The organism is Bowmanella denitrificans (assembly GCF_002887595.1).
Lineage (GTDB): Bacteria > Pseudomonadota > Gammaproteobacteria > Enterobacterales > Alteromonadaceae > Bowmanella > Bowmanella denitrificans.
In genome coordinates, this window is sequence record NZ_PEBU01000005.1 from 106,455 (window position 1) to 120,101 (window position 13,647).

Below are 13,647 nucleotides of genomic sequence, written 5' to 3' on the forward strand. Positions count from 1 at the left end.
CTGCACATCACGTCAGGCGAGAATTTACCCGCCAAGATAGCATGAATTAGCAAATGAATCAGCAGGTACCTGCACTGACAACCAGCCTCCTGCTGGTTGCCAAATATGGTCCTGTTCATCGGGTTGTTAACAGCGCTAAAAACGTAAGGCTTTGACCCAACCGATAACCAGCGATAAAGTACTGAGACTTAGTATAAAAAACACCCACCAGGATGACCTCGCGATGTTGGGCGGCTGGTATAACGCGCATTTTGATGATCTCGACAAAAGTCGCTTGCAAGCTAAAGCCGCCCGTTTAGGTCTGGTGCTAAGCACTCATTCGTTGCTTAGCGGCGAGTTGCAACTGCTGGACAATGCCGATCTGGAACTGGCCGCACAAGATCTGTTGCTAGTCAAAGCGCAAGGTAAGTTGCTGCTGCTAAGTTGCCAGCCAGATGGTCATCATCCATTAATATGTCAGGCCCCTACTCAGGCCATTTTTTATCCCGCCAAGCTACAATCTCAACTAACACCAAGCCCCCTGCCAGCAGCTCTTTCGCCGCTGCGTAGCCTGCAGACGTTAGCCCGCGTAACCGGTAAACTCGAGCAATGGCTACTGCAGGACGACTGGCAGAAAACCTGCGGCAGTCTGATGATTTTGCACTTGGACTTGCCTGAACCGCTGATGTTCGTCCAAGTCATGCCCTGCCGCGGTTTTTCACGCTGCGAAACCTTACTGGAGCAATGGGTACTTGGACAGTTTAGTGAAACAACTGCCAGCAAGGCGTTTTCCCTGGCAAGTCATTGCAGTGAACATCCTCTGGTGACAGCCAGGAGTGCGCTGGCGATCCCGACCAATCAAACGGATCTTGGCGCGTTGGCGAAAAGCTGGCTGGCAGCCTCAGTGAATATGGCGTTTGCCAATATCCAGGGTATACAACAGGACCGGGACACCGAATATCTGCATCAATTCCGGGTGAATCTGCGCAAAAGCCGCAGCGTGTTATCGCTACTGAAAGGGGGATTCGCCGGGCCCCAGCAAAAGGCCCTGGCAGCGCAGTTGCGCACTCTGATGAACCGCACCAATGAGCTCAGGGATCTGGACGTGCATCTACTGGCAGAAGACCAATACCGCGAAAACTTACCTGACAATATAAAGCCTCAGGCCGACAAATTAGTGCAAAGATTGCGCAGCAAACGTCAGCGCGCTTACCGCCACTTGTCCAGCATGTTGGCATCTAAGGCCTTTCAACGCCAAACACGACAGATTCAGCAGGATATAGCTGATTTACCCTCAGGACCCAAAGCGCACAAAGCCGCACTGGAGTTTGGCCGTAAAAAATTACTGAAGCAGGTGCAGCGCATTATTCAACTGGCTCAGCAACTTAGCTTTGATCCGAGCGACCAACAAATTCACAACCTGCGCCTGGCCTGTAAGAAGGCCCGTTACCTGGCCGAGTTTTTTTTACCGGGGCTGACAGGCAAGACCATCCTGCACCTGGCCAAAACCCTGAAAAAGCTCACTACCCTGCTGGGTGATTTTAATGATCAGTGCGTGCAACAACAGGAACTTAATAGCTGGCTGTTGCAAGAGCAACAGCAGGTCCCCTCCGACCATAGCTATATTGCCTATTTACAGTTGTTATGCCAGCACTGCGAAGACAAAAAACAACAGGCCAGAAACAAAATCATCAGGCAGTTGCTAAAACAGCTGACAGCCGCCAGCCAACAACAGCTACTAAACGCATTAAGGAAGACCATATGAAGATTATTGCCTGCTACAGCAATAAAGGCGGGGTAGGAAAAACCGCCAGTTCCGCCAATTTGGCCCACCTGATGGCCCAGGCCGGACATAAAGTTCTGCTGTGTGATCTGGATCCCCAGGGCGCATCGTCATTCTACTTTCGCCTGAAACCGGCCAAGAAGCTTAGCGAAGACAGCTTTTTTACCGACCAGGACAAGCTACTTAAAGCAATAAAAGGCAGTGATTATGACAATCTGGATGTGTTACCGGCCAATATGGACTTTCGCGATTTCGATATCTTTTTATCGCGTATGGCAAAAGGTCATAGTGCATTAAAAAAAGCCCTGAAAAGCGTGAAAAAGGAGTACGACTTTCTGCTACTGGACTGCCCACCCACCATTTCCATGTTGTCGGAGTCGGTATTCAGTTGCGCCGACTGGGTGCTGGTGCCGGTAATCCCCAGCACCTTATCGGAACGCACACTGGAACAATTGCTGGATTTCTTCACCCAGCACCAACTGGAAAAGCACAAAATCCTGGCATTTTTCTCCATGGTGCAAGTGAGTAAGAAACTACACCTGGAAACCATGCAACGCCTGAACGAACAACATGGGGACCTGCTGCTCAGCACCTTTATTCCGTTTTCGTCCCATATTGAACGCATGGGCGTACACAGGGCACCAGCCACGGATTTTGCTAAAGGCACCCCTGCCGCCCAGCATTATCTGGATTTATGGCGGGAACTGGCTAAACGCTTTAGTTAATTCACGTGGATGCTAAGCAAGGTTTAGCTGCCAGGACACGCCAAAGCGGTCATTCAGCCAGGCAAAACGGCGGCTAAACCCATAGTTACCAAGCGGCATCAGTGTTGCGCCATGTTCGCTCAAGCGCTCATAGACACGGGTAATTTCCGCTTCAGATTCACATTCCACAGCCAGCGACATAGCTGGGGTAAAGCCAAACTGATGATCCAATGCGCTGTCCATTGCCAGCACCTCGGTGGAGCCGATGTGAAAGCGAGCCAGTTTAACGCTGCCTTCACGCTCAGGGCCACCCGCTTTATGATATTGGATATCATCAACAGCCGAGTCAGCGAACAACGACGTATAGAATTCGATAGCCTGCTGCGCCTTACCGGCTTGCTCCCCAACAAACAACAGGCAGGTAGTTATGGACTTCATACAATCTCCTTACAGTTTACGCTAGGCTTTTGTAACACAGCTGGCCGGCCGAAAATGCAACAGATTGATCGGCAGTAACCAAGCTTATGCCATTCGTATCGACGGCAACTTTAACACCATCACGCTTCGTTCCGTACCCAGACAACATCCCCCCTATCCCGCCATCGATAAGGTGGTGAAAACCCAATCTGTCTATACACATCAAAATATCCAGGGCACGTTGGGAATGAACTTTTTACAGTTAACCGCGTAAAGACTAGCGAGGAGGTCACTTTTTATGGCCATAACAGTAGAGCAGTTGCAGCACCAGGGTAAAATCGAGCTGGTAATTGTTCATTCGATTAGTTGGTCGTTATATCAATTGTCCATTGTGGTAAATGGGCAGAATCATTGGTTGGTTGATGCCCAAGGCCAAGCGGTCTGCTCACACAATATACTTGATTTGCAAAGGCTGTTTGATGGTATTCAGGTCGGCCAAATGCGCCTTCAGCATCAAAGTGCTTATGATGAGATGATTGGGCAGCCCACCAGAAGCAGCAATTTGCTGGATGTGCCGCTTGGCAATAACAAGTTGTACTAGAAGCTAACGGCCTATTGGATTTGTGTTTTTATTTAAGTCCAGCGCTCAGAACAACCCCATCTGACTGCTGGCCAGATCGTCAAAGTTCAGGCCAACAAACGGCAGGATCCCTTCTGCCACCGGTCTGAGCTGCTTTTCCACATAGTGGTCGTAGTCTATGGGGCTACGCTGATATTCCACTGGCTGTGGGCCGTCGGTACTGATGACATAGCTCACCCAGCCCTTATGTTGATATTGCAGCGGTTTGCCCAAGGCGTGGTTTTGCTCATCGGCTAACCTAGCGGCTCTGGCATGGGGCGGCACGTTTTTAATATAACGGGCCAATGGCCGGCGCAGGCGCTTACGATAAACGAGCTGCGTATCCAGCTTGCCACTGCGGGTATCATCTATGATGCCACGAATATAACCGGCCACATCTTCACCAGCAAACACCCGCCGGTATAGCTCGTGCTGGAATTCCCGGGCCAGCGCCGTCCAGTCGGAGCGCACCGACTCCAGCCCTTTAAAGATAAGTTTGTCACCGTCAGCCGTGGCCTTCAGTCCGGCATAACGTTTCTTGCTACCCAATTCCGAGCCGCGGATGGTGGGCATTAGAAAACGTTTGTAGTGGGTTTCAAACTCGATTTCCAGGTGGCAATCCAGTTGCAAATCATCACGAAGTTGGTCCTGCCAGCGCTGATTAATCATCGCCTCCAGCCGCTGCCCTATATCTGTCGCCTGTGAATCTGTGACCTTGTCCCCCAACCACACAAAGGTGGAGTCGGTGTCACCATAGATAACCTGATAACCTTCGGCTTCAATCCATTTGGCGGTGGTTTGCATAATTTCATGGCCACGCAGGGTAATCGAACTGGCCAGGCGGGTATCGTAAAAACGGCAGCCTCCCGAGCCCAGCACGCCGTAAAATGAATTCATCAGGATTTTAATTGCCTGGGAGCGGGCTGCGTCTTTCTGTTTTTTAGCTTCATCCCGTTGGCGCCATAAAGCAGCGATGATATCCGGCAGGAAGTGTTTATCACGGGAAAAGAGCGCACCACGAAAACCGGGAATGGCATTTTGCTGTTCCTGCAAACCTTCCACCAGGCCCATGGGGTCAATCTTAAAAGTGCGGATAATCGAAGGGTACAGACTTTTAAAATCCAGCACTAATACATGACGATACAGGCCCGGTCTGGAGTTCATCACATAGCCGCCGGGGCTGGCCAGCCCGCCACCGTCCGGCAGGTTGGGGGCGATATAGCCAGCCCGGTGCAATTTAGGCAGATAGACATTGGTAAAGGCCGCCACCGAACCCCCGCTTCTGTCCAGCTCCAGGCCAGTTAACTGACTGCGAAGTCGCAAAAAATCCAGCAAACGGGTATGGGCAAATATGTCCAATACCAACTGGCAATCCTGCAGGTTGTATTTGGCCAGCTTAACCTTGTTGTGAATAAAATCATGCTTGATGGTAGCAAGACGATCTTCCACATTTTCGGTATCTTTACCTTTGCCCAACAGGCTTTGCGCGACAAACTCCAGGCTAAAACTGTCAAACTGATAAGTAGCCGTTTTCAGCGCATCGATACCATCAATCACAACCCGCCCGGCCATACCGACAAAACCCTGATTTGCTTCGCGTCCATCCCGCCAGGTGGCAACACTGCCACCCCGCCCCATCGCCAATTTAACCCCCATCAATTCGGCTCTTTGGATCAGCAACTTAAAATCAAAATTCACCACCGCCCAGCCGACAAATAAGTCCGGGTCGTAGCGCAGCACTTCGTCAATCAGTGCCAGCAACAGGGCTTTTTCATCTTCTACCCAGCGGATCCAATCTGGCCCAGGCTCAGCACAGCCTCGCATAATCACGCAGTGAAAGTCATCCGCCGCCAGCCCCACTGAATACAGCTCGCCCTTGTCACTGCATTCAATATCCAGCGACAACAGCCGGAAATCTGGTTGATAGTCTGCCGCCCTGATCCGTGCCTGCTCAACCTGTTGAAAACCCAAACGCTGAGTTTGCACACCAGCGAAGGCCAGGCTGCCATAAGCAAAGCGCTCCATCAGATAGCGATCAGCCAGACGAATATCATCTTCCAGGCAAAGTACATTTGCGTCTTTGAGTATGTCTCTGGCCTGATACAAGCTTTGCTGGGAAGAAAAGTACAACGCCGTAACCACATTGCCAGTAAAGGTTTTCATTGATAAATCGCGAGAAGAGAAGTTCACTGCGGCGCGCTGCAACAACTCACTGGCCTGGTTTATATCCTGCTGTTGGACAAAGAAAACCGGCTGTTGAGGTTCACTCAGTAATCGTACAGGACCTTGATCTGTGGCCAGCCAAAGCTCGAGGACAACACCGTTAGAATGATCAAAATGATTGCGGGTCAGCACAAACCCGGAAGTGGCACTGGACAAAAAATGCTCTCATGAAATATCGGCGGCCAGCTAGCAGCCCGGATAAGATAACGATACCAATGAAGCCGTAACCAGCCAAAGTCATTTATTCATAATCTGCAAAATCCTATGTAAAAGATAAAGGGTCATGATGAGCATTGAACCTTTATCTGTCTGCGAGTAGGCTTGCCGATGAGCCTTTATCCTGGTTGCTGCCAATGCCCATTCTGCTTTTGCTGCTGTTGTTTTCGCCTTTTCTGTCGGCACAAATGACCCAGACCGATATGGATTACATATGGATCACACCCGACCCGCCGGGCAAAACCCATAAAAACATTAACGAACTGGGCACTAAAACCGCCACTTTCCACCTATTGGCAGATGCGGCACCGGATAAAAGCTATTTTGTACTGATCGCCAATACCAGTCGTGCCATACAAATGTTGGAGGAAATGGACAATGCCTGTGCAGGCAATAAAGTGCGCTCCAGCGACAGAGTGGATAAGTTTCCCGTCACCCGGCTGCCCCAGACCCTGTTTCCAGGCTTGCATCTGTATGTGAATAAGCGTAACAAGCTGGCCGATCAGCTCACACAGATACAGCAAGACAAAGGCACCATTCATATCACTGATGTACTGGAACTGGTTGGTGAAAAACAGTTTGGGCTGGTCGGCGGCAGAAGCTATGGCGACCAGCTTGATAGCCAATTTAAACAACCTAAGTGGCAAACTAAGTTCTGGACCCGTACCAGCGCCGATATGGCAGCGGGTATGCTGGATATGCTGCTGCAAGGGCGGGTATCCGCAGTGATGGAATACCCTAACAGCGCCTTTCATTACAGCCGCCAGTTGGATCTGGATCAGGATCTGATCAGCTTTAAAGTGGCAGAAGCCCCGCAGCAGGCGCAAGGTTTTATCTTTTGTTCCAACAGCGCCAAAGGCCGTTCGCTGGTAGCCTTTTTTGATACCTTAATCAGCCGGGTAAGTAAGCAGCGAGCTTATCTGGATGCGCATTTAAACTGGATGCCTAGCATGGACAAACAGCACTTTATTGAATTCTATAACCAGGTGTACGGCACGGCATTTCAGTTATCAGACAGCACTAACTGAGCCATTAAACAGGCCAGCCAGCAGCAACGTTACTTTCAGATCATGAGCCGCTGGTTGCCAGCTCACCAAAAAGGCCGTCTGCTGGAATACTACAACCAGCAGTACGGCACGCAATTTAAAGCTGATTAATTTGCTGACAGTTCAAAGCGCAATTCGCCGCCCGCCAGTAACTGCTGATGAGTTAACACCGGACTGGCCAAACGTTCACCGTTTAACCATACAGCTTGTACCCAACCTTCGCCCTGCTTAACAACGCGCAGAGTGTTGCCTGCGGGTAACGCCAAAGACGCTTGGCTAAACTGCGGCGTCCCCAGCACATATTCCCCACCCACCGGATTGAGTGGATAGAAGCCCAGTGCACTGAACACGTACCAGGCCGACATTTGTCCCAGGTCGTCATTGCCGGCCAGGCCATCGGGCTGAGCCAAGTACATAGTGTCACGGATTTCTTTAATCCTGGCTTCACCTTTATGCTTATCCTGAGTAAACGCATACAAGTAAGCCACATGATGAACCGGCTCATTGCCATGGGCATACTGACCAATCAGGCCGGAAATATCTGGTGATACATCACCCTGCATCTCAGAACTGGTGGCAAACAACTCGTCCAGCTTGGCCACAAAAGGTTGTTCACCACCAAAGAGTTCAATCAGCCCGGGCACATCATGGGGCACAAAGAAGCTGTATTGCCATGCGTTAGCTTCGGTGTAGTCGGTATTGCGGTGTTCCACATAGGTCGGATTAAAGGGCGTAACCCATTGACCTTGCTTGTCTTTGCCGCGCATAAAGCCGGTACTGGCATCAAACAGGGTACGATAGCTCTGTGCTCTTTGGCTGAATAGTTGGTAGTCTGCCTGCTTATTCAGGGCCTTGGCCATCTGCGCAATAGCCCAGTCGTCAAAAGCATATTCCAGGGTTTTGGACACCGCTTCCACTTCCAGGTCAGAGGGTACGTAACCATACTGACGATAAAAATCGATGCCGAATCTGTCCTGCATGGCCGACGCTTTAATCGCCGCCATAATATGCTCAGGATCGGCGCTGGTCAGGCCTTTCAGATAGGCGTCCACTATGACCGGCACCGCATGGTAGCCAATCATTACATCGGTTTCATTGGACATCAGGTCCCAGGTGGGCAGCAAACCTGTCTCGTCATAAAAGCCCAGCATGGACTGCACCATATCATCGACTTTCTCCGGATTACTTAAGGTCAACAGCGGATGCAAAGCACGGAAGGTGTCCCACAGGGAAAACAGCGAATAACGCTGATAGTTTTTGTCTCTGTGCACGGCACCATCAGCACCAAAGAAGGCGCCATCCACGTCATGAAATACCTGTGGCGCCACAAAGGCATGGTACAAGGCCGTGTAAAACTTGGTTTTATTAGTGTTGTCGTTATCCCTTATCTGAAATTTGCCTAACTGCTGTGCCCAGGCCTGGCTGGCTTGCCATTTAACTTGCGCAAAATCCTTGTCTGCCGTTTCGGCCTCAAGATTGGCTTTGGCACCAGCAATACTGGTATAAGACAGCGCTATTTTGGCTTCCAGAGCCTGTTTGGGTTTGCCGAAGTTCAGCACAATCTGGCCTTTTTCAGCTTGTAGCTGATCGCCTTTTAACGCCTGGTTGTCATTAAATAACTGATGGGCAAAAGGCTGATTAAAGCTGGCCACAAAGTAGATGGGTTGATTCTTGGCCCAGCCGGTGGACAGGCGGTAACCGCTCAGTGTGTAGTTATCTTCCACCTTCAGAAAGGTCACGACTGGCTTGTCATAGTTCTGTGCATAGCCCAGATCCACCAGCAATTTGGCATCCTGTTCGCCTTCAAACTGATAGCGGTGTACACCCGTTCTGGTGGTGGCGGTCAGTTCAGCTTGCACTTTTTCCTCGGGCAAATACAGGCTGTAGTAGCCTGGCTCGGCGGTTTCACGCTCATGCCCGTAAGTGGTAAAAATCCGCCCTTTGTCATCCCTGGCCCTTGCCTGGTAGTCACCCCGAAACGGCATCACCAGCACATCCAGCATATCTCCTACGCCGGTACCGGAAAGATGGGTGTGACTAAAACCCAGTAGAATGTTATCGGAATAATGATAGCCCGACGTCCAGTCCCAGCCCTTGGATGGATTATCCGGGCTAAGCTGCACCATGCCAAAGGGTACCAAAGCGCCTGGGAATGTATGACCATGGCCACCGGTACCAATAAAGGGGTCGACATAATCCAGCACCTGCCTCACAGGTTCAACCTTTGCTTCAGCTACCTGCGAAGTAGAGGAGGCACATCCCAATAGCGACATCAGGGGTAAGGCCGCCAGGCCATAAATCAGGTTTTTCTTTTTCATTAATCTTTCAACTTATCTAACCAGTTTTTCTTCAGGAACCAGGAGGTCAGCACGGCCAGCAGCAATGCCACGGCCATTTCTGTCCATTGTTGGATTACCAGGTAAATGGGCAGCGCCACTAAACAGATTTGCCAGGCCATCCCCACCAGAATATTGACCATATCGCGCCCAGGATGGGTGTCGGGGTCAAAATCCGCGTCGGCGGCCAGCACTTTATCGCGCACCGGCCCCCAAACACCCCAGGGGCGCACCTGACGATAGAAGTCACACAACACCTGCTCCTGTTCAGGTTGGGTCATTAAGGTACCTATAATGGAGCCGGCCAGACTGATGGCCAGTAGCACAGGGAAGGCAAATAACGGATGAGTGCCAGGCATCAACAGCGGCAAACACAAAGACGCCAGCAAGCCACTGATCATTCCCCAGAAATAGCCGTAGGCATTAAAACGCCACCAGTGCCATTTCAGTAAGTTGGCCGCCGCATAGCCGCCAAACAGGGCGCCGAAAATCCACTGCATAATGTCATTGATGCTGGACAGCATCAGGCCAAACCCTATGCCTACCACCACCAAAACCAGCGATACCAGATAGCTGACACGCACATAGGTACCTTTGTCGGCATCCGGGCGGAAATAGCGCTTGTAGATGTCATTAACAAAATACACAGGTGCGGCATTTAACGACGCCGCCAGGGTCGACATAAAGGCCGCCAGTAACCCGGCAATCAGCAAACCGGTTAACCCTACCGGTACAAAATTGTTGATGGCATAAGGCAGTATTTGCTCAAAATCAAACGCGCCACCCTGCGCCTGAATCTCCGGGCCCATATATACCAGCGCCAGCACCGTAAGCCCGGCCACCATCATGTAGCGAGGAAAGAACATCACCAACGACACCAGGCCACTCATCTTGGCCGCTTCCTTGGGCGAGCGGGTCGCCAGGATCCGCTGCATATCGTAGTTGGGCACCGGGCCAGCCATAGAGAACAGCACGCCCTTAAACAACATCATCATCACCATCAGGCCAATCAATTCCAGGCTGTCAGACTGGATCTTGTCGTTAACGCTGTCTATCAGGCCCTGCCAGTTAAGCTCCAGTTGCCAGCCAAACCAGATATTGTCCCAACCCGGCGGCGTAGCGGCCTGAATTTGCTCAGGGCTAACCAGATTAATGGCGATCATCCCCACCGCCACGGCGGCCACCGTCATAATCACAAACTGCATCACTTCGGTGAACACCACCGAGTACATACCGCCTTTGATCACATACAGGGTGGTCACGGCAAAAATAATCAGTGCATAGGTATCGGGGGAGAGCTGCCAGGGAAAGAAAATCGCGGCAAATTTACCTATGCCTTTAAAGGCATAGGCTATAAAGCCAATAGCACTAACAATAGCGAAAATCACCACCACCAGTTGGCAAAGCTCAGCGCCTTTACCTGTGCCAAAGCGGGTTTGCAGCCACTGGGCACCGGTCATCACGTTGGAGCGGCGCAGCCAAACCGACAAATACACCATCAGGAAAACCTGATTAAAGATGGGCCACACCCAGGGCAGCCAGGCACTTTTCAATCCATACACAAAACACATGGACACCAGCCACATGGTACCGGCAATATCGAACATCCCCGAAGCGTTGGACACGCCCAATGCCCACCAGGGAATCTCCTTACCCGCCAGAAAATAGGCATTCATATCCCGGCTGGCCAGTTTGGAAATATAGATACCCAGTGCCAGGGTACCGGCCAGGTAGATACCGATTACCAGCAAATCCAGCCAGGACAGACTCATTGCTCTTCCTCCTTGTACAGAGACTGATAGTGAGCACTTAGTTTTTCAATATCAGAGACCTGCCAATCGGGTAGTTCCAGATAAAGGCATTTGCTTTGGCCTGGCAGTAAATCAAAGAAATTATCCGACAGATTACCTGGCGCACCAGCAATCTCGATATGGCATTGACGCACCAAAGTATCGGCCGTCAGGGTCAGATTCAGCCTTTCGCTTTCAACCTGGGTAGTCAGAGTCATATTGGGCCGTTGTAACTCTTGTAGCTTGCTGGGCACAAAATAATACAGGCTGTCGGTCAGCAATTGCCCCTGCGCGTCCAGCAATCTGCCCTGTAACACCAGTTGTTCAGCCCGCTGGCCATTTAACAGTGTGGCTTTATCCAGCAGCGCCAGTTGTGTGCTGGTGTTTTTTGGCGTCTCCAGTGTTTGCTGTTGTTGCCAGATAACTTGCCCGTCAAAATCCATCAGTGTCAGTTCCAAAGAAGCCTTGATAGAATGCAAGCGATCACTAACCAAACGTACTCTGATGTCACCTTTATGCTCATCCAGTACCAGTAAATCGGTACGGAAGCTGCGCCTGGCCTGATAATGCAGGGCTTTCCACCGCCCGTAATAATCAATGCCGGACCAGGAGGCGGCCGGCCAAGTGTCATTTAACTGCCAGTACAAGGTCCCCATACAAAACGGCCGGGCGGCGCGGTGTGCTTCAAAGGCCAGTTTCAGGCCTTCAGCCTGTTGCACCTGACTTAAAAACAGCAAACGCGGGAAGTTTTCCGGCGCGCAGTATTCCTGTTCCATATAACTGCGGATCAGGCTATTACCACGCGGATGTTTCTGGTGCACCCGCAATACCTCTGAGTCCAGTTGCCAGTCCTGCGGCTCGGTGAAGCGGGTCATGGACGATGCCAGCGGGAAAGACTGAAAACCAAACTCACTCATAAAACGCGGAATGCGTTTCTGATATTCACTAAAAGGCTCTTCACCGTGCCAAACCCCCCAGTAATGGTGATTGCCCATATGGTCCATATCTTCTTCCCAAAAACCTATAGGGGAAGAACGTAGGTAAAAACGTCCCGCATCAAATTGCGCTACCGCGTCGGGCAGACATTGATCAAACAGGCGGATATAGTCATCTTTGAGGCGGCTGTAGAGGCTATCGCTATAGCCAAACTTATCCGGCCATTGCCAGTGCTTGATGGCCATATCCACTTCATTGTTGCCGCACCATAACGCCAGACAGGGGTGATTGCGCAAGCGTTTGATGTTGTATTCGGCTTCTTCCTGCACATTGGCCACAAAGGCGTCATCGGCGGGGTACAGTGAACAGGCAAACATAAAGTCCTGCCAAATCAGAATGCCGTTTTCATCGGCCAGGCGGTAAAACTCATCATCCTGATAGATGCCGCCGCCCCACACCCGCAGCATATTCATATTGGCCGCTACCACGGCGGCAAAATCCGCCTGATGCCGCTGGGCGGTCATCTGATGAATAAAGCTGTCACCGGGAATATAGTTTGCGCCTTTCATAAATACCGGCTGGCCGTTCACCTTAAGGTAAAACGACAGGCCCATTTCATCCGGCTGATTAACCACTTCCAGGGTACGCAATCCCACCCGTTGATGATGGGTATCCACCATCTCATCGCCATCCAGCAGGCTGAATTCAAAGTCATACAGAAACGCCTCCCCCAGATCATTGGGCCACCACAACCTGGGATTATCCAGACTGAAGCCCACTTGATGCACAGATTGGCCTTTATCCAGCAAAACTGAACATTGCTGGTTTAGTTCCGGGGCTTGCCGGCAGCGTACCTGTAGTGTCAATTGCTGTTGCTGCTGCGCCTCTGCTTGCAAGGCAAAGCTGAATTCGGCTTTTTCACTGCTAAGCTGATGCTGAATAAACTGCGCATCGGCAATTCTGGCGCTCTGAACACCCTGCAGGGAAATACTGCGCCAGATGCCGCTGGTAACAAAGCGCGGCCCCCAGTCCCAGCCAAAATGGCAGGGTGCCTTGCGGCAATAGACACTGAGTTTCTCTTCTGACTTGTCATTTTCAGCCGGGTAGGCAAACCCCGCTTGCAGAAAAGCCGGCATGGTTTCATTAATGGGCGAACGAAAGCGCACTTCCAGTAAGTTTTCACCTTCAATGAGCAAAGATTTGCACGATATGCGCTGTCCGACGAACATATTGCGGCCTTCGGCCAGCTTGTGACCATTCAGGTACAACTCGCAGAACGTGTCCAACCCCTCGGCCACCAACTGAATATCGGCGTTTTGCCACCAATCGCGGCCCAGATTGAAGCGTTTCTGGTAGTGCCAGTCTTGTCGCTCAATCCATTGCAAGTGACTTTCATTGTCACGATAGAACGGATCGTCTATCAGGCCATTGGCCAGCAAATCAGTAAAATTGCAGCCCGGCACAGTGGCTGGCAGCCATTGCTCACTGCTGGCCTGACGAAATTGCCAGTCGCCACATAAATCAAGAAAAACGCTGCCGGGCTTGGATAAATTGCTAGTCATAATGCTCTTTGAAAATAAATGAATGGTTCCCAACCG

Annotated in this window: 10 protein-coding genes; 5 read left to right on the forward strand and 5 right to left on the reverse strand. The window is 51.1% G+C overall.

Features of this window, described 5'->3' with window-relative positions; translation table 11 throughout:
• Nucleotides 1-151: 151 nt before the first annotated feature.
• Both CSR04_RS11115 and CSR04_RS11120 read left to right on the forward strand, forming a co-directional pair.
• Nucleotides 152-1,744 carry a CHAD domain-containing protein gene (locus CSR04_RS11115; RefSeq protein ID WP_146027155.1) on the forward strand — a complete coding sequence of 531 codons (1,593 nt, stop codon included), beginning with the start codon at nt 152-154 and terminating at the stop codon, nt 1,742-1,744.
• Nucleotides 1,741-2,487: a ParA family protein gene (locus CSR04_RS11120; protein WP_102796372.1), complete on the forward strand. Its 747-nt coding sequence runs from the start codon at nt 1,741-1,743 to the stop codon at nt 2,485-2,487. Before CSR04_RS11115 ends, CSR04_RS11120 begins: the two co-directional genes overlap by 4 nt.
• 12 nt (nt 2,488-2,499) lie before the next feature.
• Here the strand turns inward: CSR04_RS11120 and CSR04_RS11125 are convergent, their stop codons facing one another.
• A complete protein-coding gene (locus CSR04_RS11125; RefSeq protein WP_102796373.1) occupies nt 2,500-2,904 on the reverse strand; it encodes a VOC family protein in 405 nt (134 codons plus the stop codon).
• Nucleotides 2,905-2,968: 64 nt separating this feature from the next.
• On the opposite strand from CSR04_RS11125, the gene CSR04_RS11130 reads away from it, so the two are divergent.
• Together CSR04_RS11130 and CSR04_RS11135 are read left to right on the forward strand one after the other, a co-directional pair.
• Nucleotides 2,969-3,157, forward strand: a complete 189-nt coding sequence (locus tag CSR04_RS11130; protein WP_172449328.1) for an acetolactate decarboxylase — start codon at nt 2,969-2,971, stop codon at nt 3,155-3,157.
• Between the two features lie 24 nt (nt 3,158-3,181).
• Nucleotides 3,182-3,484, forward strand: coding sequence for a DUF6482 family protein (locus tag CSR04_RS11135; RefSeq protein WP_102796375.1), 303 nt, complete (start codon nt 3,182-3,184; stop codon nt 3,482-3,484).
• 45 nt (nt 3,485-3,529) lie between these two features.
• On the opposite strand, the gene CSR04_RS11140 is transcribed toward CSR04_RS11135, so the two are convergent.
• Complete coding sequence (locus tag CSR04_RS11140) at nt 3,530-5,881, reverse strand: DNA polymerase II (protein WP_102796376.1); 2,352 nt, start codon at nt 5,879-5,881, stop codon at nt 3,530-3,532.
• A 197-nt stretch (nt 5,882-6,078) separates the two neighbouring features.
• Here CSR04_RS11140 and CSR04_RS11145 point away from each other — a divergent pair, with 197 nt between their 5' ends.
• Nucleotides 6,079-6,969: a hypothetical protein gene (locus tag CSR04_RS11145; protein WP_102796377.1), complete on the forward strand. Its 891-nt coding sequence runs from the start codon at nt 6,079-6,081 to the stop codon at nt 6,967-6,969.
• 125 nt (nt 6,970-7,094) lie between these two features.
• Here the strand turns inward: CSR04_RS11145 and CSR04_RS11150 are convergent, their stop codons facing one another.
• From CSR04_RS11150 to CSR04_RS11160, 3 genes are read right to left on the reverse strand one after another with little or no spacing between them, the layout of a single operon-like run.
• Nucleotides 7,095-9,305 (reverse strand): GH92 family glycosyl hydrolase, encoded by a 2,211-nt coding sequence (locus CSR04_RS11150; protein ID WP_102796378.1) that lies wholly within the window; start codon nt 9,303-9,305, stop codon nt 7,095-7,097.
• Entirely contained in the window at nt 9,305-11,095 is a 1,791-nt protein-coding gene (locus tag CSR04_RS11155; protein ID WP_102796379.1) for a sodium:solute symporter family protein, read from the reverse strand. Before CSR04_RS11155 ends, CSR04_RS11150 begins: the two co-directional genes overlap by 1 nt.
• Nucleotides 11,092-13,611, reverse strand: coding sequence for a beta-mannosidase (locus CSR04_RS11160; RefSeq protein ID WP_102796380.1), 2,520 nt, complete (start codon nt 13,609-13,611; stop codon nt 11,092-11,094). The genes CSR04_RS11155 and CSR04_RS11160 overlap by 4 nt, the downstream gene beginning before the upstream one ends.
• Nucleotides 13,612-13,647 lie beyond the last annotated feature (36 nt).

Excerpts from the sequence above, each read along its gene's own strand:
- CSR04_RS11150 (WP_102796378.1), bottom strand. The coding sequence starts at position 9,305 with ATGAAAAAGAAAAACCTGATTTATGGCCTGGCGGCCTTACCCCTGATG.
- CSR04_RS11125 (WP_102796373.1), bottom strand. The coding sequence starts at position 2,904 with ATGAAGTCCATAACTACCTGCCTGTTGTTTGTTGGGGAGCAAGCCGGT.
- CSR04_RS11145 (WP_102796377.1), top strand. The coding sequence starts at position 6,079 with ATGCCCATTCTGCTTTTGCTGCTGTTGTTTTCGCCTTTTCTGTCGGCA.
- CSR04_RS11155 (WP_102796379.1), bottom strand. The coding sequence starts at position 11,095 with ATGAGTCTGTCCTGGCTGGATTTGCTGGTAATCGGTATCTACCTGGCC.
- CSR04_RS11135 (WP_102796375.1), top strand. The coding sequence starts at position 3,182 with ATGGCCATAACAGTAGAGCAGTTGCAGCACCAGGGTAAAATCGAGCTG.
- CSR04_RS11120 (WP_102796372.1), top strand. The coding sequence starts at position 1,741 with ATGAAGATTATTGCCTGCTACAGCAATAAAGGCGGGGTAGGAAAAACC.
- CSR04_RS11160 (WP_102796380.1), bottom strand. The coding sequence starts at position 13,611 with ATGACTAGCAATTTATCCAAGCCCGGCAGCGTTTTTCTTGATTTATGT.